Consider the following 26,014-nt stretch of genomic DNA (forward strand, 5'->3'; position numbering starts at 1 on the left):
GTCATACTCATAGCGGTAGGCCAACGCGTCCAGCCTATCCTGAGAAATCACTTCCCCCTGAAGGCACGGGGGAAGAACAAAGCGGAGATTGCCGCGGTTGTCGTACACATAGTAGGTGTCGTGGTTCCCGTTGGCGCTGACACGGCGTTGCAATACCCTGCGACCCAGTTTGTCGGTAAATTGATAGGAGGAGTTGCCGTCCTCGTCGGTGGTCTGCAACACTGACAGTTCACCGGAGGCATAGCTGCCGGATGGCACCGGGGAATTGCCGTCGACCTTGTAGCGGATGCAGTCAAGGCGGCTGTCACCCGTCTTGTTTGTCAGGTAAACGGTCTGCACGCGCTTCCGGTTGTCGTGCCACAATTGTCCCGCGCCATACTCCTCGCAAAGGCGACGGTATACCGGCTCCTCATAGGAAGACATATCGTAAGGAGCGGTGTCGCCGTAGCTCGTCCGTGCCTGTGCGGTGACAGAGGAGGGTGCGGTATATGCCCCACCCGCACTGAAAGCCACCGGCAGCCAGTGCTTTTCCGGCACATCAAGGGAAGTGTACTCCTGCAGGCTCACCAAATCCTTTCCCGAAGGAGAGGCGCGGTAGTCTACTTGCTGCGCCGGACGTCCCAGACCGTCCGTATAACAAATGGAGACCTGGACGTTGCCGCTTTCGTAATTGCTGATTGTACCGTTGTTGCAAGCCACGGATGAGACCCCGTTGAGGGGAGTGAGCGTAGCCACATAATTCTTGTCCTTGCTGAAAGAAACTGTTGCGGGATCGGTGCTTTGGGAGTGTATTTCCAAAGAGATGCCCAAAGTGAATATCAATAGTATATATCTTAAAATCTTATTCATGGTCATGTTCTTTTAGGGATTAACGTAATTGTATTCATAGGATTGAAGCACTTTCTTGGAAGAGCCTTCCATGAGCCAGACCTCTGACAGACGACCGAAATTGTCGTAACCGTAATAGGTCGTCGTGCCCGCCGGAGATGTTTCGGTCAGCAGCCCCATTTGAGGCCTATGGGTATAGGTGGTGACATGTGCCTTGCCCAGTTTAGACCTAAGTCCGTCTATCTGTATCATATTAGGGGCAGCAGAGGAAGAAAGTGACTCGGGAGCGACACCTAACGCAGACTTGACTTCATCATACGTGGCATTCTCTATTTTTGCCACCGGATACATGCCTTGGTAACTCCAGAGAAAAGTCACATCTCCCGTTTCATCGGCAGAGACGTGCAGAGGATTGCCATAAGCGTCATATTTATGACAAGTGACACGGGTTTCAAGCGCTCCGCCCGCACCGGTATTCCGTTTGGCGGCAGAGAGACGAGGGATATTGCCAAACAAGGCATATTCATAAGAGACCTGTTTCAAACTTCCGTCCGACTCCTCATTTACCTCCACCGGTTCAAGGATGCGGTTATCATCGGCCAGACGTTTCATCACGGCATCCCCCGGCTTGTCAAACGGATAGGTGTACTCCGTACGTTTCAATGTCTCTCCATCCGAAACCAAAGTCTCGCTGGTATTCAGGAAGTGCACCGGGTCCTGTTCGTAAGTAGTCACAAGAGTAAACTGCCCGTTATCCTCATACCGGGTTTCCATCTTCTTATTCAGCATCTTCTGCATCGGACGGATGGCAGGATAGAGGTAGCCATTGGGAATCTTGGTATTCAATGCACTGCCGGCATCCGAGCCATAAATGTCGACAAGGGTTTTCATGGCATTTTCTTCGTAACAAACGGGAGAGTTCTCACGCCCGTTTGCCAGTATGGGAGCCTTTTGGATACCCCATATAATGTAAGGGCCGTCACCCAGTCCTCCATACGTATAGACCGTTTCACGCTTCTTGGTGTAACTGCCGTTCTTGTAGGCATATACCACCTCCTTCAGCAAAGTGCCGTTTTCCGAATATTTATAAGCGCCCACGCCCTGCGGGTTTTCATCCTTGGCTTCTATGCCCGTACCGTAGGGGAGTCTGTCGTCCCACCAGCTGTAGCATAAGTGCTTGTCGGGAATGTTCATGTAGTGGTATTCCTGCAGGCCAACCTTGTTTCCGTCCTTGTCAAAGTCTTCTGTGTAGACAGTGCTGTAACCCACGGAATAGCCGTCTTCCCGGAATCCGTTGATACCCGTAGAACGGTAGTCCTTCTTATAGCGCGGATAGGCCATCAGACGACCGGAGGTGTAATAGTCGGCAAACGAGTTGTTGGTGCTGTAATAATGCTTTTTCGTATGCAACACTTTATTGTCCGTATCCCGGTAGCAGATTTCTTTCACACGGAGACCTCCGCCAATGCTATAAGGGTGGGTGGCGATATAGTCGTCAGGATAAGTGACCAACTTTCCGGACGCCTCGACTGACTTCAACTGTTTCAACAGCGAACCACCCACATAAAGGACATAAGTACCGGCAGGCAGCGTGATATTGCTCCAATAATTAGTCACCAGAGTATCGCGTGTGGCATGCTGCGGGTTAGGCAGATTGGTAGAATTATAGCCATACTTCCACAAAGGAGATGCATCATTCACATTCCTTCGGATGCTTATCTCCAGTTCTGTAATGCCGCCATAGAGGCTGTGGTCTGTCAGCATCTTGATAGAGAGGGGGAAAGGCTGATTGTTTTTGGATATGGTGAACGAAGTAGTGACAAAGGGGATATTGTTCAACCCTTGTTGCTGGTTGCCCGATACCACGACTTCTTGCAAATGGTACATCAAATCCTTTTTATAGGGGTCTTGCTCAAAGTCGTCCGTCTTATATACATTCGATTCAAAAACGAATTCGGCCGTTCCTCCGGTCGGGTAGGTTATCTGCTGTAACTGGAATGCCTGTGCGTATGCCGGATTGGGTTCGCGGTCGGCACTGCTCCATAATTCAAGATGATGGAATTGTCCTTTTGATTGCTGTTATAGCAGTAGGTGGGAATCAGGCTTTTATTGTTTGCACCGTTATAATACCCCCAATGATCGCGGGCCGCCGACAGCTTGGTGGGCAAAGCTGCTTCATTGTAGGAAAAAGAGTAGGATTCGGGGGAAGACACACCGCTTGCCGTATGTTTAAGCCCGGTCAATTTCAGCCTTTTGGTGTTCCAGTCCTGTGTAAACATGCCGTTGTTCCAGGTCGAGTTGTAATAAACGTGGCTGGACAACCTGCGATTCAGTTGGTCAAGGGGGGGCACATCTGACCCGCGATTGGAATTGGAAACAAAATACCCTTGGGTCAACTCCCATTTGCTTAGATTGTTGCCCGAAGCATCATTGATACAAATGGCCGACAAACGCACTTCCGGACTATAATCCAAACGGTCGGCAGCATACTCAAAACTGATGCAGCCACCCGGATAACTGATTTTATCCAGATAGGCCACATCATAATAGGCCATATCGGTGGTGATATATTGCTCCATCAGGTCATCCTCAATATTGGAGAAAGAAGCCAAATAGCGTTTTTCAGTCTTGTAACTAAGTGTGGCAACAGCTCCGCCCGCAGTCTTTATCTGTGTCAGATAGAAAGCGCTGAAATAGCTTTCCGCACGCGGACGGTCCGCAAAAACAGTCTGCTCGGTCTGTTCAAAGCGATATTCAGTGCCATCGGGAGCAGCCATTATCCAGCCAATCAGTTTGGGATGGCCCATAGCATCATTTTCCTTAAGTGGCGTGATGCGCACATTATCTTCTTTTTCCTTCACAATATTGCCCGAATGAGAAAATATGAACTTTCCCGAATATCCCGGAAACTGATAGTGAAAGATGTCAGGAGCCAGTTCCGTACCGCCACACTCAACGTATTTCTCGCTCGTCAAGGCTCTGTACAGAGTCTCATGGCTCATGCCTTGGGGCAGGGCAAACGGCAAAGAAGTGCCTGCTCCCTGCGTAAGGTAGGTATCCATGTGATAGATATTCTTGATGTCTTGCAGTTGGTTATCCGGTGGGCTATTGAAATAAGCCCATTCGCAGAAGTCTTGATAGCGCCCTCTCACAGTATGAGTCACAACTCCACCGGCATTCAATGTCCAGCCCAGCCCCACCCGGGTGGCCTCCTCATTTACCTTGATGCCTGAGGCATTGTAGGAAAGAGAGACGGGAAAAGAAAAATCTTTCAGTCGGATGGTATGAAGGGGGATGGTAATGTCCGGTACCCCTGTATGCCTGGACACCGGAAAATGTCCTACCTTCAGCAGACTTTGTGCATGAGGGGAGGGTGGAGTCACATTAGAGATAAGAATATTGTCTGACTGCGCAAACGTGGCAATTGTATGCCATAGGCAGATAAATAGAATGTAAATTGTTTGCTTCATGTTTTTTTGTATTTTCCAATGAGTAAAAGTTTTGAGTCTTGCAAATCCAATGATTTGCGTTCAATGGAGGACATGCGAAACTTGAACGAATGTTCTTTTTTATAAAACTGCCCCGCTGATAGCTTTGCATGCCAAACTGTAGGCAGGGCAGTTGTCGTTCAGTTTCTTACAGCGGCATCGCCTGCACACCCAGCACGCTGGCGATGGTGGCAACGATGGTACCCACAATCTTCAGGATTTCTTTCCAGGTTTCTTTGCTTATTTTCATGATGAATAATGGTTAATGATTAATGGTTAATAAGGTCTTACAGCTCCTTCGCCACGTCGAAGCACGGGCACTGCTTCACCCACTCCCTCGGCTCCACCGTCCCGTCTCCGTCCAGGTCGGGGCTGAGGTCGCGGTGGCCGCAGACACGGGCGTTGCGGAACTGCTGTAGCAGCTGGTGCACCAGCAGGCGCAGGGCCGAGCGCTGTTCCGGGGTCCGGGTGTCCTTGGGGCGGCCCGCAGTGTCCAGTCCGCCTTCGTAGCAGATGCCGATGGAGTGCTTGTTGTAGCCTTTCGCGTGCGCCCCGGCAAGCTCCAGAGGGCGGGTGGGGACGGTGGCGCCGTCGCGGCGGATGTAGTAGTGATAGCCCGTCGTGCGGAAGCCGCGGCGGCGGTGCTCTGCTTCCAGAGCCTCGGGAGTAAGCGTGCAGCCCTCCCGCGTGGCGCTGCAATGCACCACGATGTAGTCTATTTTTCGCATGATATTCAGTTTGTGTTTAAACCCTCGATTCTCCGGAGGGGAAGGAGAAAACTCCCGCACATCTCTTACACGTGCTTGATGGGTGGGGATTATTCCCCTCTCCCTCAGGGGAATGGGGGAGAGAATGTGTTTGTGTTGTAAGGTTTATCCCAACGGGTTGTCCGTCTGGTCACCGTCTATGCCGCCGCCATCGGGAGTGTTGCCTCCGGCAGAGGCGGTGTCCTTGCTGTAGGGCACGCACTTCACACCGGTCATCAGCGCACGGGTGGCAGTGGTGCGGTCCTGGTTCTTGGTGCTCGTGGGGGTGAAGCGCACGGCAAGCAGGGCTTGGGCGGCGGTTACCTCGGCGGCGGTGGCAGCTCCCTTGCCGCGCGAGCGGAGCACGAGTCCGAAGGTGCCCAGCCCTTCCACCGTGACCGATTCGGAAGATTGCAGGTGCTTGGTCATCACCAGCACCAGGTTGTCGATGGTGTTCTTCACATCGCCGGTGGAGAGCGATGAGTATTCGGCTATCTCCTTGGCAAGCTGGATGGTGCCCACCGTGCCTACGTGTACCACACGGGGGTGGAAAAGTTTCTGGTTCTCTTTGTTCTCTTTCTTCGATTGGAATGTCTTGTAAAGTACTGGCATAATCTTTAGGTTTTAAATTGTGAATGATTTTGTGTTTTGTGTATTAAGCTTAACCACATTGCAAATATACGGAACAAATCCGCACCGGAAGAACGGATTCCGCAAAAGCGTTCAACAGAATGAAAACTTTTTCATTTTCCCCGCAGCCTGCCCGGCTATTTGCAGAGGCTCAGCAGATAGTGCCCCGGCAGGCGTATCTTGCCGTGGCTTTCGCGCAGGGCATTGAAGCCCTTCCACATGGGGTGGCCTATCACGCCGAAGTTGCTCTTCAGGATGATGGCATACTGCTCGCGGGGCGGGACGTTGAACTGGCGCAGGCTGATCCGCAGCCCGTCCAGGTTGCGCCGCTGGCCGTCGGAAGGGGCTTGCAGGCGGTCGATGTCGGCAAGGGTCCACTCGCGGGGAACCGTGCGGCGGGACTTGTCCGAAACGGGGTGCCCGGCATCGGTCGCTCCGGGAGGAGCCGTTACAGCGGGAACAGTCCCGAAAAAAGCCGTTCCGGCATCAGCTCTCCCGCCCAGGGCTTTTCCCGAAGAATCGTCCTCCCCCCTTCCGGCAGGCTCTTCCCTCCCCCTTGCAGCCGCAGGCCCACCGCCCCCGGTTTCGGGGGAGACGTTGAGGAGGGGGTGTTCTTTGCTTTGCTCTGCTGCGCTATGCTCTGCTTTGCTTTGCTGTTCTTTGCTATCCTGTTCTATGCTATGGGTACCAAAATGCGCTTTTCCGTCGTTTTCGGTCGAAAATGTGACGTTTTCGGTCTGAAATGTGACACTTTCGGGTCTGTTTTGTCCCATTTCATCGAGAACGGGTGTGACTTTTTCGGGCGAAGATGTGACATTTCCGGATACAGATTCGGAGGCAGATGTAACACTTTTCCCGGAAAATGTTACATCTTTTGAGACATTTTCCCCCGATTTTGAGACACTCTCCGGAGCAGGACAATCGCCTTCATCTTCGCTTTCACTTCCGCATTTGCTTCCGCCTTCGCCTTCCGTTTCGCCCTCGGCGGGCAGCAAGCGGTAGCGCGGGTCTATGCTTTCGGGCGTGCGCCTTCTCTTGCTGAAGAGGAATTGCCGTTGGATGTCGGCTGAAGTAAGGATGCCGTACCGGCTGAAGAGCGCGGCATCGAACAGTCCGTATTCCACGGCAAGGGCGATGATACGCTCCACGGCGTCCGGCTCCAGGCGGTAGAAGCAGTCGGCAAGGTCGTCGTAGAAGAGGGAGTCGGCCACAACGTAGTAGCCCTCGCCGGCATAGACGGCCGAATATACTTGCAACAGCGCGGTGGGAGCCACATCGCCCTCGCGCTTCATGATGCGCCGCATCAGGCGGCTTTGCAGGAAGTCTGTGTTGACGGGGAAGTAGTCGAGCCCCCGTTTCTTGATTTTTGCCATGTTGATAAGAATTAAGATTCCAAATATTCAATATGCGGTAACTGCATGTCCGCATGATTATGGGGTTTCAAACTCGCGCAGCTCGCGTTCGTGCAGTTTGTCCCGGTATCGCTTCTTACGCTGGCGGATGGTCTCCAAAGCGTTGATGATGAGAGGAAGCCGCTCGCTGCGGTTCTTCAAGTTGGTGATGACCACATAGCGGGGCTCCGGTGATGCGGCATCCGGGCATCCGCCGGAGAGTTCCTGGGAGAGCCGGCGGCGCTTGCGGTTCTTGCGGTTGGCGGCACGGCGGCACTCTTTGCAATAATGGTCGGCCACACGGCCTTGGCGGTCGGCATAGAAGGCTTCGGCAGGAAGCAGCCGGTGGCACCCGCCGCAACGGTGCAACGGCAGGGCGGGTTGACAGACACCGGATACTGACGTGTCAAAGTCCGGTACTTGACGTGTCAGAGTCCGGACGCTGACGGCTTGGAATCCGGTGTCTGACAACCCGGACGTTTCGGATAAGTGACCTTGTTCTCTTGTTTTTGAATAATTTTCCATAATATCATCTCTTTTTGTTTGCATAAAATAAACAAACCGATTATCTTTGTTGCGGCAAAGATAAAAATGTTTTCTTGATTAAAACAAATATTTTATAGGAATCCATTCAACGAAAACATCAACAGAGTAAGATACAACGGATTACAAGACAGACATTGAAACAATATAACGGTATGAGCGAAAACAACAAAGGCACGATGTTCTGCGCCGCAGACATCATCAGGCGCGCCAAGCGCGTGAACGATTTCAAGTCGGACAGCCAGTTGGCCGACTTCCTGGGCATATCGCGTTCCACCCTGAGTAACTGGGGCGCACGAAACAGCATCGACTTCCCCCTGCTGCTGGGCAAATATCCCGACGTGGACTACAACTGGCTGCTCACGGGCAAGGGAAGCCCCGCCCGCCAGCGGAAGAGCTGCAAAAGCGAACTGATAGACGGTGAAGTGGAAATACTTCACACACCGAAAACATCCGACCCCGTGGACGACCGCAGCGTCACCCTCTACGACATATCTGCCGCCGCCAACCTGAAGACACTGCTGGCAGACCGCCCGCAGTACGCCTTGGGACGGATTGTAATTCCCAACATCCCCGTGTGCGACGGTGCCGTCTACGTCTCGGGCGACTCGATGTATCCCATCCTCAAGGCGGGCGACATCGTAGGCTTCAGGTCCATCCGCGACTTCACCGACGTCATCTACGGTGAAATGTATCTCGTTTCCTTCCAGCGCGGCGGCGACGAATACCTGGCAGTGAAGTACGTCAACCACTCCGAACAGCCGGACTGCATCCGCCTGGTGAGCTACAACACCCACCACGACCCCATGGACCTGCCGCTGGCGGCCATCAACGCCATGGCGATAGTGAAGTTCTCGATAAGGAAGAACATGATGATGTAGAGGGCGGCATTATCACCGGAAGTTTCGTAAGAACACTCCCGGCAAGGATTATTTAACAAGTAGACAGAAGAATTATACAAATGGAAAATTTGTAATTTATGCTTTTTATCTTATTTTTGCGATGTCATAGGCATAATAATAGTATCCGGAAAAAGAAAAACATGCTTATTCCATCCAACAGAGCAAAGGGAAAGTACATTCTTTCAAGGTTATGTTTCCTGGTGCTTTCGGCATGGGTATCACTACCTTCCGCAGCACAGGACAATCCCTACAAGATAGACGATGCACTCTACCCCATCTACCAGCGGGCTTCCAAGCAGGCACGCCAGCAGGAAGGGTTGCTGGTGGCCGACACTTTGTATCAGCAAGCTCTGAAACTTGGTGACAAAAAAGCACAATGCCTGGCATACACCATCCCCCTGCAGTTCTATATGTCTCAAAAAGACGATAGTAAAATAGAAGAGGCATCCACTAACCTGAAAGAAATTTCACGCGCCAATAACTATCTGCAATATTATTACTACGCTTGGAGCAGCGAAATAGTTTATTTCCTGAACCAACAACGCTCATTGCTCGCCTTGCAGAAAGCGGAGAAAATGAAAAAGCAAGCTTTTGCCGACAGATACCCTTACGGCATCTTCAGCTGTATCCGTTCCATGGGGCACATCTACAAATCACGCGGAAACTCCGACCTCTCTGCCCAATACTATCAGGAAGCCTTGGACTATATGCTGAAGAATATGCCCGACCAGGATCCCAGCCAGCTATACTCGCACCTTGCCGAATATTACCGCTCCACCCGGAAAGACTACACCACCGCACTGGACTATTGCGAAAAAGCCTTGAAGAGCGCCAAAACGGAACGGAACACAGCCCAAGCAATGATAGAGAAATGCCTGGTACTGTTCAAGCAGGAACGTATGGATGAATTCAACGACTGCTATAAAGAAGCCGTGCAAATGGCGGACTGCTGCAAGCTCTCTGCCAACGCTTCCCTGCAAATAGCCCACATCTACAGGAACATACTGGACAAACAGTATGGACAGGCCCATGCCCACGCCGACCTATTGCCCAACAAAGGCCCGCAATACCATGCGTACATTTACGAATACACCAAAGACTATCCCAATGCCATCAAATATCTGAAAGAATACCACCAGCAGCAAGATTCGACGAACAATCTCCTGCAACTGTCGGACATCGCCGAACTGAACACCCAGATAGGTGCCGAACGCCTGAAAATGGAAAACATGCAGACCGCCTCGCGCTACCGCATCACTCTTTTCAGCATTATCACCGGCTTCTTGCTGTTATCCCTGCTTTTCCTGATGCTTTACCTCCAACGCAAACGTAAAGTCAACCTCGAACTATGCCACAAGAACGAGGAACTTCTGGAAGCACGCGACCAAGCCGAAACTGCCAACAAAGCAAAAAGCATTTTCCTGCAGAACATGAGTCACGAAATACGCACACCGCTCAACTCTATCGTGGGCTTCTCACAACTCATCACTTCCTCCGATACGAACCTTTCCCAAGAAGAAAGACAGGATTTCGCCCACCTCATACAGCACAATTCCGACCTCCTCCTCACACTGGTGGGGGACATCCTCAGCGTAGCCGAGCTGGAAAGCAACAGATACACCATGAAGATAGCGCCGCACAATTGCAACAAACTCTGCCGGGAATCCATAACCACCGTTGAATACCGCAAGCCCGAAGGCGTAAACCTCTACTACACCTCCGAAGTGGACGACTGCTACGAACTGAGCACCGACGGGCAACGCGTGTGCCAAATACTCATCAACTTCCTTACCAATGCCGAGAAACACACCACCCGGGGCGAAATCCATCTGCACTGCTCTCTCACGGAGAATCCCGGATACGTCACCTTCTCCGTCACCGATACCGGTACCGGCATTCCCCCGGAATACTCGGAAACCATCTTCGAACGCTTTGAAAAGGCCGATAACTTCGGGCAAGGCACCGGCCTGGGACTCAACATCTGCCGCCTCATCGCCGAACGGCTGAAAGGGAAAGTGCTGCTGGACAAGGAGTACAAGGAGGGGGCAAGGTTCGTGTTTATCTTGCCCGTCCGCCAGTCTGCCGAAGAGGAAAGATGACGCCGATTTCTCAATATTCTTATCCGCTGAATCCGCTTTATCCGCGTCGAAGCGATAGCAGATATAAGTTCCCGGGCAGGACGGAGAGGGCTTACTGCCTCTTTATCGCCGTTCCCTTCACGGAGACAGCGCTTACGCGGAAACAACCGTAGACATTGCCGCCGCTGATGTTGCTCCTGATGTCGGACGGCATGGGCGTATAGGCGCCACCGTCCGTGCGGAGCTGGTCTATCATCCGGTGATAGACATCGTAGCAGCTCTTCGAGATGGTCTGCGCCATGACGAATATGGAATCGCTGGCAAAGTAATTCCATCCGGGACCATAACCGTAGGCGTTTTCCCCGTCGGCGATGATGAAGTCCTTCACCTCCTCCTCCAGATAGTCGTCCTTCACGATGGAATAGGTCCAGAACTTCCCGCTGTCCAGGAGGCGGTAGAACCTGGATTCCCCGTTGGACAACCTGAACGGGTACATGTCATGGTCGAACAGATAGTAGTTGGGGCCCGGAGGGTTGGTGAAACTGATGCAGGGAGCGGGACTCTTGCCCTTTGCACCCAAGTCCACCAGCTGATATGTCATGTCGGTGATGTCGAGGGCAGGTTCCATCTTCTGCACGTCCGACCGGTAGTGCTTGCCGCCGTGGTAAATGTCCAGCTTGTAGGAGTGCCCCTCCGTGCCACGGATTTTGGTGGTGACGTAGATGCCGGCACGGGGATGCACGACTTTGCTGTGCACCCAAAGCGTGTCGTTGGCCTGTGTGAAGTAGTTGTAATAATGAAAATAGACTCTGCCCCAATCGCTCTGATAGGAAGAGACAAGCGCAAGCGTGTCCTCGACATCTTCCGTGACATCCGTCAGTACCATCATGGCATCGTCGATGCTTCATAAGGAGTATCGTCGCTTGCCGAGAGGCTGAGAGGCCTCGTCAGACGGAAAAAGCAGGGAACGGATTCGTTCGTGACAACGCCCTCGAAGACAACAGCATCCGGCAGATACTCCGCAACATCCATGTCAATCGGCTCTTCGCAGCCCGCCAGGAAAGTGCAAAGAAAGAACCCTGCCGGAAGAAGGGAACGTTTCATCATACGCAGATTCTTTTTCATATCATGTAAGAGATTCATATCGGGTAAAAGATTCATATCGGACAAAAGATTCATATCGGGTAAATGTTTATGCCATCAGAATTTAAAAGTATATACCAGAGAAGGAACAATGCCATACAAGTACATCTTGTAGATGCGGGAACTGCCCATAGAGTCGCCGTCTCGCCCGGCATAGACCGAAAAAGCGTTCTTGCGGTTGTATACGTTGTTCACCGAAAGCGTCAGGCTACTGCGGCCCGGCTTCACCCGGTAGGTGGCGGCAAGGTTCAGCTCGTGGAAAGCGGGAGCACGATAGCCGCCACGACCGGAATAGATGTAGAACACGGCCTCCTGGAAATGATATTTCCCCACGGGCAGCGTCAGGTTCATGCCCGAAGCGTATGAGAAGGTGGAGGAGAACGACCAGCGTTCGTCCATCTTCCAGTCCAGAAACAGCTTCAGATTGTGCGAGCGGTCATAGGCCGGACGGTATTCTTCGCCGCCTATGTGGTTGCGGGCACGAGACAACGTGTAGCTCAGCCAGCCGGTCAGGGCGCCCCGGTTCTTCGACAGATAGAACTCCACGCCACATCCTTCGGCCCAACCGCTTTCCACTTCCGTCTCTATCTGCTCGTTCTGGAAGATGTCGGCATTCTCCTTATAATCCACCACATGCCGCGTGCGGCGCGCATAGGCTTCTACCGAAAGGGTGTAGCTCTTCTGTGCAAGACTGTACTCATAGCCCACGGCAGCCTGCCTCATTACCGCCGGTTGCAGCAGCGCATTGGCAGGCATCCACATGTCCGACGGCAGCCCCACGGACGAGGTGGAGAGCATGTGTATGCTTTGTGCCGCCTGCGTGTACGAGAGCGTGAAGCGATGGGAGGAATTGGGGGTATAGGAAAGTTCGGCACGAGGCTCGGGCACCACATAGGTCTTCGATTCATAGGCAGATGCAGCCGGTGCATGGAGCATCGAGAACCGCAGGCCGGCATCCAGCCGGAAGTGCGGCAAGAACCGGTAACTCCCCTCGGCATAGAGCGCGGCATCCCACAACTTCCTGTCGGAAAGCCGCGAAGGGATTACGTTTGAATCATCACCGTATTTCTCCACCGCCCCGGGCATGGTGGTAAATGCGTGCAGGTTGATGCCCGACTTCAGGCTGAACGTATTGCTGAAGTGCGTCTCCCAGTCCGACTTCAACTGGTAGGACTGCATGTTCGACTTCCACAGATAATGCAGGCCGTCGGAAAGAGACTTGTAGCGGTAATAGTAGTTGCTGAAGACGGCGCTTGTGTTCACGTTCGTGCGATTACTGAGCACGTGGTTCCAACGCAAGGTAGCGGTGGTATTTCCCCAATCCATGCCGTAGCCCTTCACCAGCTTGTGGAAAGACGTGTGGTCGCCGCCGCTATAGAGCGAGAGGAAAATGCGGTTGCGGTCGTTCCATGCCCAGTTCACCTTGGCATTGACATCGTAGAAGAGCATCTCCGGCTTCGATGCGAGGTCACTGCCCAGCAAGCCGGCCACCGGCCCCGGATAACCGAAGCGGCCCGAAACCAGGTAAGAGCTTTTGCCCTTCTGCAACGGCCCTTCCAGCAGGAGCTTGGAGGCTATCAGCCCGATGCTGGCACTCCGTTCGCTCTGCTTGCTGTTGCCCTCGCGCATACGCACGTCTATCACCGACGAAGAGCGCCCGCCGTACTTCAGCGGGAAGAATGATTTATAGAGATTCACCTTCTGGATGGCATCGTTGTTGAAAACGGAAAAGAAAGACAAGGCATGCGTGGGGTTATAGACCACTGCCTCGTCCAGCAGCACCAGGTTTCCCCATTGCCCGCCACCCCGCACGGAGATATTGTTTGCTCCCTCGTTGCCGCTTTGCACGCCCGGCAGGAATTGCAGGGTTTTCATCAGGTCGGCCTCGCCGCCCACCGCGGGCAGGGCTTGTATCTCACCCGACTCCAAGGCAAACTGTCCGCTATGCCTGCGGTTTCCCACCACTTCGATGCCTTTCAGCAGATATTCGTCGGGGTGCAGAGCAATGTTCACCACCATGTTTCCGCTCAAGGTGAGCGTATCTTTCCAAGTGACGTAGCCCAGCATGGAGCATTGCAATACACATTTTCCTTCAGGGAGCGAAATAGAGTAGAGCCCGTATGTATTGGTAGCCTTTCCCGTCCCCGACTCCCGTTCCAGCACGTTGGCATCCGGAAGCATCTCTCCGGTCTTGGCATCCGTGACGCGGCCCCGGACGATAACTTTCTGGGCAGTGGCAAGCTGGCACTCCCCCAATAGAATGCAGAGAAAAATCAATAGTTGCTTCATTCGTTTTGCAGTTCTTGGTTCACTGATTAATTCAATGATTTCGAGACGAAGGAAGATAATTTTCTTATATCGGCAAAAGGAAAAGAGGTAACAGAGGTTACAAAAACAGGTAACAAAAGTAACAAAATACAAGATATACCTCTGATTATCAATAGTCAAAAATACGAAGAAACATATCGCCCTCAATCTTTCCCTTAATGCGGCTTTTCCTTACTTTTATGGCATCTGCGGAAACATTGGTGATATGCAGAATGACATCTTTGGGACAACGGAGCAGAGACAACACACAATAAAGAAGGTCGTCATTCGTCAAATTAGGGCAACGTTCTTTTAGGTCGCCCATGACATCGGCAAATGATTTCCGGATATTACTTACAATCAATGCCCTGCATGTATCTGCTATCTTGATTTGCATGGAAGGAGTGGCCTTCTTCAATTCATCCAATTTCCTGCTCCCCGCTGTTGTTTCAAACAGGGACAGACAAATCCGGAAACGTTCTTTTTCCAATTTCTCCAGTTCTGCATTCCTATCATCGGAAGATGCTTCAGTGGCTTCGCTCAGGAATATAGCCTCTGCACGGTTTTCCATCAACCGTTGCTGCAAATCTACATATTTCTTTTTCCTACGACCATCGCGCCACAGATAAAGAATAATCAATATCGCCACCAGAACAAGAAAAGCAACCACCAAACCTGCAATTATCTGTTGATTTCTGGCAGACAATTCGCGTTTATGAAGTTCTACCAAATGATTATCCATCAGTTTATCAAGCTCTGCACGGTCATTCATCGCTTGGATGGAATCGTAATAGACAAAGAAAGAATCGGCATAACCAATGGCCTCTTCCCAACTCTGCCTTTTCTGATATTCTTTGTATAAATGATGATAAGACGACGTCTTCACATATATATTAGGTGATGTGGCTCCTATGTTCCAATAATAAATAGCAGAATCACTCTGATTCAAATTTCCCAAAATATCACCTTTAGTTGAACAAGCCAGAATATAGCCATCCTCGTTTGATTGATATTGCAATGCTTTTGATATGCAAACTTCAGATTCTGCATACCGACCTTGTTCATTATAAATTGCAGCAATGTCATTATATATAGTAAACAACAAATTAGTATGCTGAAGAACAGAAGCTATATCCAATGCCTGCTGATAATATATCAAAGCGCTATCTATCTGATAATCTGAAAAAAAAGCATCTCCCAAATCATTTAAGATATAACAAGCACGCGTAGAATCCCTTTCTATATATAGGGTATACCCTTTTTTATACATTTTTCTTGCCGTAGAATATAAGTCTTGCTCATTATAGCAATTTCCCAAATGGCTATACACCATTGCCCTAAATATGGAATCTTTCCCCTCCGGCATCAACTCCAGCGACTTCAGATAAAGTTCTATCGCCTTCGGCAGCTCCTTCTTTTCCACATGCACACATCCCCAGTAAAAGTACGCTTGCGCCAGCCGTTCTTTTTCCCTACCTCCTTTATAATAGTTCACCGCTATCCGTATCAGCGAATCATTCTCCAGCGGCACACAACTCTTGTAGCGGGCTTGCGTCAGCAGCAGTGCATACAAGGCACGTTCTTCTCCCTGCAATTCACGGGAAGCCGATATCTGTTCAAGCACCAGCAGGGCACTATCGGGATTGCTCCACATCATGGAGTCTGCCGCCACGAGCATGGGCCGCGCGGCAGTAGTCTCCTCCTTGCACGACTGGCATAAAACGGAAGCGGCTAAAAAGAAAGAAAAGGCAAGCAGCAGGTATCTCATAGTTCAGACTTACATTCTTTATTGCATACAAAGGTACACCATTTAGAGGAAATTACCAAAAACGCAAAAGCCGCCTCTTCTGCATATACCGGAGTTTCCGGAGATGCAGAAGGGCAGCCTTCTATATAAATAGCCGTAAAGCTATGCTGATTATAACCCGAATGCGGCCTTCACCTTGTCCACATAGTCCAGCTTCTCCCAGGTGAAGAGCTCCACTTCAATGTCCTTGTTGCCTTCGTAGCGGCTCTTGAAGTGCTTGACGATGGTCTGCGGCTCGCGGCCCATGTGTCCGTAGGCAGCAGTCTCCTGATAGATGGGGTTGCGCAGTTTCAGGCGGTCTTCTATCGCCTTGGGGCGGAGGTCGAACAGCTCGTCAATCTTACGGGCAATCTCGCCGTCGCTCATATTGACGTGGCTGCGGCCATAAGTATCTACGAAGATATTGATGGGGCGTGCCACACCGATGGCGTAACTTACCTGCACCAGCATTTCGTCGGCAACACCGGCAGCTACCAGATTCTTGGCAATGTGGCGGGCAGCATAAGCTGCGCTGCGGTCTACCTTAGAGGGGTCCTTTCCGGAGAAAGCGCCGCCGCCATGGGCACCCTTGCCGCCGTAGGTATCTACGATAATCTTGCGTCCCGTCAGCCCGGTGTCACCGTGAGGACCACCGATTACGAACTTGCCCGTGGGGTTGACGTGGTATGTGATATGGTCGTTGAACAGTGCCAGCACCTTTTCATGATGGATGGAAGCAATGACACGCGGCATCAGAATCTCGATTACATCCCGGCGGATTTGGGCGAGCATTTCCTCGTCGGCCTTCAGCTGGGCGGCATCACTGTCGTCGGCAGGCTGGACGAAGTCGTCGTGCTGGGTGGAAACTACGATGGTATCGATGCGTACGGGTGTGCCGTTGTCATCATATTCGATGGTAACCTGGCTCTTGGCGTCGGGACGGAGGTAGGTCATCACCTTGCCTTCGCGACGGACATCTGCCAGCACTTGCAGGATGCGGTGTGCAAGGTCCAGTGAAAGCGGCATGTAATTCTCCGTCTCGTTGGTGGCGTAACCGAACATCATTCCCTGGTCTCCGGCGCCTTGTTCCATGGGGTCCTGTCGCTCCACGCCGCGGTTGATGTCGGGGCTCTGCTCGTGGATGGCGCTCAGCACGCCGCACGAATTGCTCTCGAACATATACTCGCCTTTGGTATAGCCGATTTTCTTGATTACTTCGCGTGCGATGAGAGGCATGTCAACGTACGCTTTGGTTTTCACTTCTCCAGCCAGCACTACCTGACCGGTAGTAACCAGAGTTTCGCAAGCTACTTTCGAACTGGGGTCGTAGGCCAACAGTTTGTCAAGCACAGCGTCCGATATTTGATCGGCCACTTTGTCGGGGTGTCCTTCAGACACCGATTCGGATGTGAATAAATATCCCATTTCAGTTGAGAATTGATAGTTGATAATTGACAATTCAACGAATGGCAGAGGGAGGTGTGTGGAGTAGATGCATCCGGCACACAAACGTGCCGTCAGAAAAGGATGTGTTTTAGCATTTTTTTCTGTGGTTGCAAGCTACTCAAATCTCTCCACATATCGTTTTCGGGGGCAAAGATAGTGCAAACCGAACGCAGAACAAAATGAGCTTGCTCATTTTTTATGCTGAGGTGCAGCCTATCTTCGCTTTCCGGAGGCAAAGATAAAAAAGAAATCTTGTATCTGCGCTACAGATAGCAGAGATTAACACTGATTTTGCAACAATTCCCCGATTGTCTTTCCCAATACCGGATGCACCACGCCTGAAGCAATCTCCGCCAACGGCTCCATCACGAAACGGCGTTCCTGCATCAGCGGATGAGGAAGTTTCAGTTCGGGCGTATCCAGCAAAACGGGAGTACCGTCATCGGCAAAACAAAGCAGCAGGTCGATGTCTATCACACGGTCGCTATACACTGCATTGACAGACTTGTGCGTACGCCCCATCTCCCGCTCGATTTCCTGCGTCGTTTGCAACACCTCCAAAGGTGCCAAAGCAGTGTCTACGCAGAGTGCGGCATTCAGAAAAGTATTATCGGAAGAAAAGCCCCACGGGGCAGTAGCATAAAAAGCAGATAGGGAAATCACTTCCCCTATCTGCTTTCTTATCTTTTGGACGGCCATGCGGAGGTTCTGCTCCTTATCGCCGAGATTGGTACCAAGACTGAAATAAACAACCATAATTACCGGTCTGTAATCAGCATTGCATCTCCATACGTACCAAAGCGGTACTCTTCCTTCAATGCCACATTGTATGCCTCCATCACCTGCTCGTAACCACCGAAAGCGGCAACAATCATCAGCAGGGTACTGAGCGGCATGTGGAAGTTGGATATCATGCATTGGCCACGGTAAAGTCGTACGGCGGGAAGATGAACTTGTTGGTCCAACCCTCGTATTCCTTCAAATGTCCGTCGGTGCTGACGGTGCTCTCGATGGCACGCATCACGGTGGTACCTACGGCACAGACTTGGCGGTTCAGGTCTTTGGCATGGTTCACAATCCGCACGGCTTCCTCGTTCACAATCATCTGCTCGGAGTCTGTCTTGTGCTTGGTGAGGTCTTCCACATCAATGTCACGGAAGTTACCCAAGCCGGCATGCAGGGTGATGTAGGCAAAGTCAATACCCTTGATTTCCATACGCTTCATCAGCTCGCGGCTGAAGTGCAGGCTGGCGGTAGGCGCCGTAACAGCTCCTTCGTTGCGTGCAAAGATGGACTGGAAACGTTCGGCATCGTCCGGCTCTACGGGACGGTTGATGATGCTGTGGGGCAGCGGCGTTTCGCCCAGCGCATAGAGTGCCTTCTTGAACTCATCGTGCGGACCGTCGTAAAGGAAACGAAGCGTACGCCCACGCGAAGTGGTGTTGTCGATAACCTCGGCCACCATGGAGTCGTCGTCACCGAAGTAGAGCTTGTTGCCGATACGTATTTTACGGGCAGGGTCCACCAGTACATCCCACAACCGGAGCTCTTCGTTCAACTCACGCAACAGGAACACTTCAATACGCGCACCGGTCTTTTCCTTGTTGCCGTACAAGCGGGCAGGGAAAACCTTGGTGTCGTTGAAGATAAACACATCTTTGTCATCAAAATAGTCCAGAACATCCTTGAACATCTTGTGCTCAATCTCACCCGTCTTACGGTGCAACACCAGCAGACGTGACTCGTCTCTGTACTTCGTGGGGTGCAAAGCTATCTTCTCTTCGGGAAGCTTGAATTTGAATTGCGACAGTTTCATAATTAGTTATGAGTTATAAGTTATGAGTTATTTATTATTTATCTATCTCCTGCGCGTCTATCCACTCTTTGAAATCGAGGGGATTGAGGCAGTCTGTCAGCCGGACGTCGCCTACACGGGTACGCTCCAAGGCGGTGAGGTGGGCGCCGCTCTGCAGGGCTTCGCCGATGTCACGTGCCAGGGCGCGGATATAGGTTCCTTTGCTGCATACTACGCGTACTTTTATCCACGGTTCGGCAATGCCCAGCCCGTCGTCCAGCAGCTCTATCTCGTCGATGACGAGCAACTTGGGTTTCAGCTCTACCTCCTCTCCCTTGCGGGCAAGGTCGTAGGCACGTTTCCCGTTCACCATACATGCCGAGAAGGCGGGAGGCACTTGCTGTATCTCGCCGATGAACTTCTTCAGCGTCTCCTCCACCAGTCCGCGGGTGATGTGCTCCGTGGGATAGGTGGCATCTATCTCATGTTCCAGGTCGTAAGAGGGAGTGGTGGCGCCCAACCGGATGGTGGCGACGTACTCCTTCGTGTGATACTGGAATTCCTCAATCCGTTTCGTGGCCTTGCCCGTACAGACAATCATCACCCCCGTAGCAAGCGGGTCGAGGGTACCGGCATGGCCTACTTTCAGCTTCTTCTCCTTTATCCGCCGGCAGATGTGGTAACGCGCATGTCCCACAACCTTGAACGATGTCCATCCCAGCGGTTTATTGAAATAAAGGACTTCTCCTTCTTTAAAATTCATTGGCCCTCTCCCCTAACCCCTCCCCGGTAGGGAGGGGGATAAAATGGTACAACTTAATATTTTTCTCTTATTGATTTCCGGAGTAATCAGAAACTGTTTTGATTTTATTTTCAGCTTTCTTCTGAGAATTGTTTTTGAGGATTTTCATCTGTTTTACTGAGGAGCATAGCGGGCTATGTGACGAAGAAAAACAGATGAAAAGACCGAAAACAAACTCAGAAGATGCTGAGGAAAACTGAAAAAAGAAAATCAAATCAGTTTCTCAGTCTTTCCCCCACACAAGGAGGGGACTTTAGCTTAATATGAGCGTTATGACACCGGCTATCGCGCAATAGATGGCAAAATAAATCAGTTTGCCCTTCTTCACGATATTTATCATCCACTTGCAGGCCAGGCAGCCCGAAACAAAAGCAGCCAGAAAACCTACCACCAGCGAAAGTGTCGGAATATCCCCTGCAACCGCCTCACCTTTCATCATCTTCATTCCATCCAGCAGTGCCTCGCCCAGAATGGGAGGCATCACCATCAGGAAAGAGAACTGTGCCAGCTTCGCCTTGTTGTCGCCCAGCAACAGACCGGTTGCAATGGTGCTTCCCGAACGGGAAAGCCCCGGAAGCACCGCGCATGCTTGTGCCAGACCGATGATGAAGGCATCCTTCATGCTGATGTTCTCCTTCTGCTTCGGCTTATAATAATAGGAGAAAGACAGCAGCAGAGCTGTCAGCAGCAGGCAGCAGCCCACAACGACCAGTCCCGAACCGAAAATGTCCTCTACTTCGTCCTTGAAGAATACCCCCACAATGCCGATAGGTATCATGGATACCAAGATATTGATGACGTAACGTGTCTCCTCGTTCATCTGCCACTTGAACAGTCCCTTGAAAATCCAGTCAATCTCTTTCCAGAGTATCACCAGCGTACTGAGCACCGTGGCCACATGTACCACTATCGTAAAGGCAAGATTCTCCTCTCCCTCAATGCCGAACAATGCCGAACCGATGGCGAGGTGTCCGCTACTGCTCACCGGCAGATATTCGGTCAGTCCTTGAATAAGCCCAAGGATAAGCGCTTCAAACCATTCCAATTTGTTTAAGTTTTTAAGTTCTTGAGTTTTTGAGTTGCCGAAGAGGCTGTCCGGAAGCTCTGTTACTACTTTCTTTCTGATTATTTTTCAGACGCGGATAACGCAGATGACGCGGATTTCTAATATTCCAATCTGCGCCATCTGTGTAATCCACGTCTGAAAGTTTACTCCTCTGCACGACAGCCTTTAGGCTTGCGCAGCACGGCATATATCATGAACACAAACCCCAGCAGGCAAACTACCGGAGCCACCTTGATGCGTCTCACACTAAAAATGTCCGGCTCAAAGGTCGTCGGGGTAGACACGGGACCGGTCATCAGAAGAAAACCAATGATAACCACCGCCATTCCGATGCCAAGCAGGATAAAATTGGTCTTATCAAAAGCGAATTTCTCTTTACTCATCTATACATTTACTATTTTACTATTTACAATTTACTATTTGGGGGCTGCGATAACAGTACTTTCTCTCTATGCACTTCAAGGCGTTAAATATAATACAGTGTGCTTGCCTTCATCCTCAGATATTTGTTGATGGAAAGCAAAGCGCACAGCCACGTAATAAGTACGCCGAACACCAGCACGGCACCCGACACCAGCACCATCACCTCGGGTGTAATCACCTTGACCAACTCCGGTTCGTAGGACACCAGCCAATAGGCGGCTCCCCACAGAATGCTGTCGGCTATGAAAGCGGCCAGCACACCTATCCAGAAATTGCGCCGCAGAAACGGACGACGGATGAATGCCCAGCTTGCCCCCACCAGCTTCATGGTGTGGATAAGGAAGCGCTTGGAATATATAGCCAGACGGATAGTGTTGTTTATCAGCGCAAAGGAGATAAACGTCAGTATCACAGCCAGCCCCAGCAGCATCAGGCTGATGTTCCTTATATTATCGTTCACGGCATCTATCAAGTCTTTCTGGTAGAGCACTTCCTGGATGTTGGTATTCTTTTTAATCAGTTTCTCTATTTTGGCGATGCTGTCCGAATTGGCATAGTCGGAATGCAGCTTGATTTCGATGGAGGCAGTGAAAGGATTGTAGCCGAGGAACTCTTGCGGGTCCGTACCCATCGCCTCAGTCTGCTCGCGGAGTGCCTGCTTCTTGGAAATGTATTCCGTCTGCTTCACAAAAGCCTCCTTGTCCAGCCTCTTCTGAAGTTTCAGGATGTCGCTCTCCTTCATGTCGTCACTGACAAGCACGGAGAAACTGATGTTCTCCTTGACGTACACGGAAAGATTATGAGCCGCGAGCACAAAGAATACAACCAGCCCCAACAGCAGTAACACCAGCGTCGTACTGATGCTGGACGTAATGAACTGCATGTCAAAATAGGATACCGAGTTATTCTTTGCTTTCATTATATCAATTATAAGTTACGAGTTACAAGCTACAAACTACAAGTCATGTAAATCAGTCGCTATTAATCCCTAATCATTAATCCCTAATCCCTTTTCTCACCCTTTCTTCCTGAACACGTAAATCATGGAACTGCTGCGTTCCTTCTTCACCAACGCGCTGAACCAGGCCAGTGTACCGGTCACCATTCCCCGCAGGAAAGCGCACGAGTGCCTCATGTGCTTTTCTGTCAGCATGGAGACGTAGAAGCATCGAACGGCATGGGATGCCGCTCTGCCATGATGAAGCCATGCTTGGAACCGAATTGCTGGATGGTGCCCGGTGTGAAGTGCCACAAATGGCGGGGCACATCGTAGGCAGCCCAGTAAGCCCCGTATTTCTTTGCGTCGAAAGAGGAGCAGTTGGGCACAGCTACAATCAGCACTCCTTTTTCAGTCAGCAGGGAGTGCAGGGTTTCCCACGTTTCGTTGAGGGGTTCCAGATGTTCCATGACATGCCATAGGGTGATGACGTCGAAACTGCCCGGTGCAAAATCTTTCAATGCCGTATGGGGTTTCACATCCAGATTGAAGTGTTCTTTGGCAAAGGCACGCGCCTGCGCACTCTTTTCCACAGCTTCCACCTGCCAGCCGCGACGCTGCATGGCATCGGCAAAGTAACCGGTCCCCGTACCCAAATCCAGCAGGCGTCCCTCCTTGCGGTGTGCTTCACGGACACAAGGCGTGCCTTGCGTCCCAACATATAGTTGCGCACCCAGTGGTACACGGAGTTCATCGCCCCCTTGCGGGTATCGGTATGTGATATGTAATCAGGAGTTTCGTAGTAACGACCGATTTCAGCCTCCACGGGAAAGTCTTGCGTAAAAAGGAAACCGCAATCCCGGCAGCGGCACAAGTGGAACATTTCGCCCGAGGCATAATGGTCTACACATGTCAGGGCACGCTCAAGGTGCGTTCCACCACACAACGGACAAGCTTTTATAGTGAGTTTATTCATCGAACGTTCTGCCAATAAGGAAGTGCAGTCCGAACCGAACAGACCACACTATACCTAAATTTGGTGCAAAATAACAAATAAAAAGTGATTTATAGGGTTTCCATTAAGGAGATTTAAGAAAACAAACGCTTGCTCCGGCCAGCCGGTGGAACGAATGACCGACTGTTCGATAGTAAGCGGACAACTGTCCGATAATGAACAGTATCCGAAAGCATCTATTCATTGATTATCAACAACTTAAATCTTTGGCATGGGAATTGACTATAATTAGGCGAAGGCGTTTGAGAAAAAGATTAGTTGGAATGCAACTTTTTAATCGGGAACAACGTCTAAAAGAAACAGAGTAAGTAACAACAATTAAAAATAAAGATTATGAAAACTACAAATTTATTCAAAGCAGTCGCATTCGTAGCAATGACTATCGTAAGCGTTATGAATACAGAAGTGAAAGCTCAGGAAAACAACTTCATCACCAATGAAGAAGTGAAAAACGAATTAGTAGTTGCCAAGACCATCTTTAAGCAAGACGGTGCACAACTTTACCGGCACATCCGTTATGAATACTCTTATGACGACCAGAAACGCCTGACCTGCAAGGAAGCCTCCAAGTGGGACGGTGCAAAAGATGAATGGACACCTTACTTTAAGATGACATACCAATATGGTAATGATGAAATCACCATGTCCTACGCACGTTGGAACGAGTCTCACAAGGCTTATGACAAAGACATGAAGAAAAGTGTGTATGAATTGAACGATGAAAACATGCCGGTAGCTTACAGACTCTACAATCAGGACGCACCAAAGTCCGAATTGACCCTGGTAAGCTACAACAGGACTGACTACGTAGCGAATATTCTGGCCATGGCAGAATAAAATTTAAAGTTTATAATATGGAAAGCACGGGCCGCGAGGCTCGTGCTTTTATTCTATATACCGGTGTCGTCATACTGATGTCATCGAGACTTTTCTATCCCGTCAGCCGGCTACCTCTTCTCCTTTCAGCGTAGCCGAACTGGATTCGGTAACCTTCACCATCACAAAATCACCTACACGGTGCGTGCCACGGTCAAACACCACCACACGGTTCTGCTCCGTACGGCCGAACAACTGGTCGCGGCTGCGTTTGGAAACACCTTCCACCAGCACCTCGTACGTCTTGCCCACGCAACGGGCATTCGCCTCGGCAGAGAGACGGTTTTGCAAGGCGATGATTTCATTCAGACGGCGAATCTTCACCTCCTCGGGCACATCGTCCGGCAGGTGCTTGCTGGCATGCGTGCCGGGGCGTTCGCTGTACTTGAACATGAAGGCGGCATCGTATCCGCACTCCTCCATCAGGGAGAGGGAAAGCTGGTGGTCCTCCTCCGTCTCGCTGTGGAAACCGGAGAAGATGTCCGTAGACAAGCCACAATCGGGGATGATGCGGCGAATGGCTGCCACGCGGTCCATATACCACTCGCGGTCGTACTTGCGGTTCATCAGCTTCAGGATGCGGCTGCTCCCACTCTGTACCGGCAAGTGGATGTGGCGGCATACGTTGGGCATGTCGGCAATGACCTGAAGAGTTTCGTCGCTCATGTCTTTAGGGTGCGAGGTGGTGAAACGGATACGTACGCCCGGCGCTGCCTCTGCCACGGTGCGCAGCAGCATTGGGAAAGTAATCGTCTCTCCGTCCGGCTTCTCAAAGCGATAGGAATTGACGTTCTGTCCCAGCAGGGTGATTTCCTTATAACCCTTTGCCACGAGGTCGGCCACTTCACCCAAGATGCTTTCCACATCACGGCTACGCTCACGGCCACGGGTGTAGGGAACGATGCAGTAGGTACAGAAATTGTTGCAACCACGCATAATGGACACGAAGCCGGAGATGTGGTTTCCGCAGATGCGCGAGGGAATGACATCCCGATAGGTCTCTGTAGTGGAAAGTTCCACGTTGATGGCTTTCTCACCAGCCTCTACCGAGGCAATCAGTTCGGGCAGAGTAAGGTAGGCATCCGGCCCCACCACCAGGTCCACATGATGGTTGGTGATTAAGTCGTCCTTCACACGCTCTGCCATACAGCCCAGCACACCCACTATCAGGCCGCGTTTCTTCTTCTTGAGCGAGTGGAAGAACTCCAGACGGTTCAGAATCTTCTGCTCCGCATTGTCGCGGATGGAGCAGGTGTTCATAAACACTGCATCGGCTTCCTCCAGGGTGTCGGCCACCGAATATCCCGCCATCTGCATGACGGATGCAATCACTTCACTGTCGGCCACATTCATCTGGCAGCCGTAAGTCTCGATAAACAACTTCTTGTTGTCATCAGCAGTTGCAGATTTAAAGTCTGCTCCCGTTACTTTTTCCATAATCAGTTCGTTTTTTAATTTATAGTAAACAATAGAAATTTATATCAGAATTGAGATTGTTCAAGATGCCAAAATTGCACCTTCATACAAGCTGTATCTCATTCATAATCTCTTTTCTATTCTATTGACGCTAACACACATTCTTCAATATTCGGAGCGCAAAGATACTTCTTCCCTCCCAATAAACGGATGAAATGAAAGAAAAATGCCATTACAAGTTGTCAATCTGCGCCTTATCAGCTAATTTATGTTAAGAGAGTAAACATTTTCCGAGTGTTAATTTGGCATAGAGCAAATTAATTCACAAATTTGTGGAATGAAAGAAACATTAGATTTTTTCATAGTTAAGGTTTAGGTTAAAAAAATTAAGGGGAG

At 50.9% G+C, this 26,014-nt stretch carries 22 protein-coding genes and 2 pseudogenes; 3 read left to right on the top strand and 21 right to left on the bottom strand.

Features of this window, described 5'->3' with window-relative positions; genetic code table 11:
* The 8 genes from JCM16496_RS21875 to JCM16496_RS12350 form a co-directional block, all read right to left on the bottom strand.
* Positions 1 to 849, bottom strand: an 849-nt coding sequence (locus tag JCM16496_RS21875; RefSeq protein WP_244440356.1) for a DUF6443 domain-containing protein, incomplete at its 3' end; no start/stop codon positions are given.
* Positions 850 to 861: 12 nt separating this feature from the next.
* On the bottom strand, positions 862 to 2,718 hold the full coding sequence (locus tag JCM16496_RS12320) for an RHS repeat domain-containing protein (RefSeq protein ID WP_128809578.1): 1,857 nt from the start codon (positions 2,716 to 2,718) through the stop codon (positions 862 to 864).
* An 89-nt stretch (positions 2,719 to 2,807) separates the two neighbouring features.
* Entirely contained in the window at positions 2,808 to 4,298 is a 1,491-nt protein-coding gene (locus tag JCM16496_RS12325) for a hypothetical protein (RefSeq protein WP_025834602.1), read from the bottom strand.
* Between the two features lie 166 nt (positions 4,299 to 4,464).
* On the bottom strand, positions 4,465 to 4,566 hold the full coding sequence (locus tag JCM16496_RS22705) for a smalltalk protein (RefSeq protein ID WP_159102455.1): 102 nt from the start codon (positions 4,564 to 4,566) through the stop codon (positions 4,465 to 4,467).
* A 37-nt stretch (positions 4,567 to 4,603) separates the two neighbouring features.
* Positions 4,604 to 5,044 (bottom strand): N-acetylmuramoyl-L-alanine amidase, encoded by a 441-nt coding sequence (locus tag JCM16496_RS12335; protein ID WP_025834604.1) that lies wholly within the window; start codon positions 5,042 to 5,044, stop codon positions 4,604 to 4,606.
* A 144-nt stretch (positions 5,045 to 5,188) separates the two neighbouring features.
* Complete coding sequence (locus JCM16496_RS12340; protein WP_025834606.1) at positions 5,189 to 5,674, bottom strand: HU family DNA-binding protein; 486 nt, start codon at positions 5,672 to 5,674, stop codon at positions 5,189 to 5,191.
* A 155-nt stretch (positions 5,675 to 5,829) separates the two neighbouring features.
* Positions 5,830 to 7,065 (bottom strand): DUF4373 domain-containing protein, encoded by a 1,236-nt coding sequence (locus tag JCM16496_RS12345; protein WP_025834608.1) that lies wholly within the window; start codon positions 7,063 to 7,065, stop codon positions 5,830 to 5,832.
* A 57-nt stretch (positions 7,066 to 7,122) separates the two neighbouring features.
* The gene (locus tag JCM16496_RS12350; RefSeq protein ID WP_128809579.1) at positions 7,123 to 7,608 is read right to left on the bottom strand and encodes a hypothetical protein; all 486 of its coding nucleotides are present in this window, start codon (positions 7,606 to 7,608) and stop codon (positions 7,123 to 7,125) included.
* A 173-nt stretch (positions 7,609 to 7,781) separates the two neighbouring features.
* Here JCM16496_RS12350 and JCM16496_RS12355 point away from each other — a divergent pair, with 173 nt between their 5' ends.
* Together JCM16496_RS12355 and JCM16496_RS12360 are read left to right on the top strand one after the other, a co-directional pair.
* Positions 7,782 to 8,507, top strand: coding sequence for a LexA family transcriptional regulator (locus JCM16496_RS12355; RefSeq protein WP_025834612.1), 726 nt, complete (start codon positions 7,782 to 7,784; stop codon positions 8,505 to 8,507).
* A 161-nt stretch (positions 8,508 to 8,668) separates the two neighbouring features.
* Positions 8,669 to 10,627, top strand: a complete 1,959-nt coding sequence (locus JCM16496_RS12360; RefSeq protein ID WP_025834614.1) for a tetratricopeptide repeat-containing sensor histidine kinase — start codon at positions 8,669 to 8,671, stop codon at positions 10,625 to 10,627.
* Positions 10,628 to 10,718: 91 nt separating this feature from the next.
* Here JCM16496_RS12360 and JCM16496_RS12365 read toward each other — a convergent pair whose 3' ends face one another.
* The 12 genes and pseudogenes from JCM16496_RS12365 to JCM16496_RS12415 all read right to left on the bottom strand — a co-directional run bounded on the left by JCM16496_RS12365 (position 10,719) and on the right by JCM16496_RS12415 (position 23,287).
* Positions 10,719 to 11,495 (bottom strand): DUF4249 family protein, encoded by a 777-nt coding sequence (locus JCM16496_RS12365; RefSeq protein WP_244440357.1) that lies wholly within the window; start codon positions 11,493 to 11,495, stop codon positions 10,719 to 10,721.
* Positions 11,492 to 11,731, bottom strand: coding sequence for a hypothetical protein (locus JCM16496_RS23815; RefSeq protein ID WP_244440358.1), 240 nt, complete (start codon positions 11,729 to 11,731; stop codon positions 11,492 to 11,494). Before JCM16496_RS23815 ends, JCM16496_RS12365 begins: the two co-directional genes overlap by 4 nt.
* 75 nt (positions 11,732 to 11,806) lie before the next feature.
* Positions 11,807 to 14,038, bottom strand: a complete 2,232-nt coding sequence (locus JCM16496_RS12370) for a TonB-dependent receptor (protein WP_025834617.1) — start codon at positions 14,036 to 14,038, stop codon at positions 11,807 to 11,809.
* Positions 14,039 to 14,186: 148 nt separating this feature from the next.
* Positions 14,187 to 15,824 carry a tetratricopeptide repeat protein gene (locus JCM16496_RS12375; RefSeq protein WP_025834618.1) on the bottom strand — a complete coding sequence of 546 codons (1,638 nt, stop codon included), beginning with the start codon at positions 15,822 to 15,824 and terminating at the stop codon, positions 14,187 to 14,189.
* 150 nt (positions 15,825 to 15,974) lie between these two features.
* Positions 15,975 to 17,267, bottom strand: a complete 1,293-nt coding sequence (gene metK / locus JCM16496_RS12380; RefSeq protein ID WP_025834620.1) for a methionine adenosyltransferase — start codon at positions 17,265 to 17,267, stop codon at positions 15,975 to 15,977.
* Between the two features lie 300 nt (positions 17,268 to 17,567).
* On the bottom strand, positions 17,568 to 18,044 hold the full coding sequence (gene folK, locus JCM16496_RS12385; protein ID WP_005825297.1) for a 2-amino-4-hydroxy-6-hydroxymethyldihydropteridine diphosphokinase: 477 nt from the start codon (positions 18,042 to 18,044) through the stop codon (positions 17,568 to 17,570).
* 2 nt (positions 18,045 to 18,046) lie between these two features.
* Positions 18,047 to 19,104, bottom strand: a pseudogene (queA, locus tag JCM16496_RS12390) (tRNA preQ1(34) S-adenosylmethionine ribosyltransferase-isomerase QueA).
* A 34-nt stretch (positions 19,105 to 19,138) separates the two neighbouring features.
* Positions 19,139 to 19,846, bottom strand: coding sequence for a tRNA pseudouridine(55) synthase TruB (gene truB, locus JCM16496_RS12395; RefSeq protein WP_025834623.1), 708 nt, complete (start codon positions 19,844 to 19,846; stop codon positions 19,139 to 19,141).
* A 292-nt stretch (positions 19,847 to 20,138) separates the two neighbouring features.
* Positions 20,139 to 20,930 (bottom strand): undecaprenyl-diphosphate phosphatase, encoded by a 792-nt coding sequence (locus JCM16496_RS12400; RefSeq protein WP_025834624.1) that lies wholly within the window; start codon positions 20,928 to 20,930, stop codon positions 20,139 to 20,141.
* 164 nt (positions 20,931 to 21,094) lie between these two features.
* The gene (locus JCM16496_RS12405) at positions 21,095 to 21,334 is read right to left on the bottom strand and encodes a DUF3098 domain-containing protein (protein WP_025834626.1); all 240 of its coding nucleotides are present in this window, start codon (positions 21,332 to 21,334) and stop codon (positions 21,095 to 21,097) included.
* Between the two features lie 83 nt (positions 21,335 to 21,417).
* The gene (locus JCM16496_RS12410; protein WP_005825286.1) at positions 21,418 to 22,293 is read right to left on the bottom strand and encodes a cell division protein FtsX; all 876 of its coding nucleotides are present in this window, start codon (positions 22,291 to 22,293) and stop codon (positions 21,418 to 21,420) included.
* 96 nt (positions 22,294 to 22,389) lie between these two features.
* Positions 22,390 to 23,287 (bottom strand): annotated as a pseudogene (locus JCM16496_RS12415) (class I SAM-dependent methyltransferase).
* Between the two features lie 372 nt (positions 23,288 to 23,659).
* Between JCM16496_RS12415 and JCM16496_RS12420 the strand changes: the two are divergent.
* Positions 23,660 to 24,163 carry a DUF3836 domain-containing protein gene (locus JCM16496_RS12420; RefSeq protein WP_025834628.1) on the top strand — a complete coding sequence of 168 codons (504 nt, stop codon included), beginning with the start codon at positions 23,660 to 23,662 and terminating at the stop codon, positions 24,161 to 24,163.
* 102 nt (positions 24,164 to 24,265) lie between these two features.
* On the opposite strand, the gene miaB is transcribed toward JCM16496_RS12420, so the two are convergent.
* Complete coding sequence (gene miaB / locus JCM16496_RS12425) at positions 24,266 to 25,639, bottom strand: tRNA (N6-isopentenyl adenosine(37)-C2)-methylthiotransferase MiaB (protein ID WP_025834629.1); 1,374 nt, start codon at positions 25,637 to 25,639, stop codon at positions 24,266 to 24,268.
* Between the last annotated feature and the right edge of the window lie 375 nt (positions 25,640 to 26,014).

This window comes from Bacteroides rodentium JCM 16496 (assembly GCF_000614125.1).
Classification (GTDB): Bacteria; Bacteroidota; Bacteroidia; order Bacteroidales; family Bacteroidaceae; genus Bacteroides; species Bacteroides rodentium.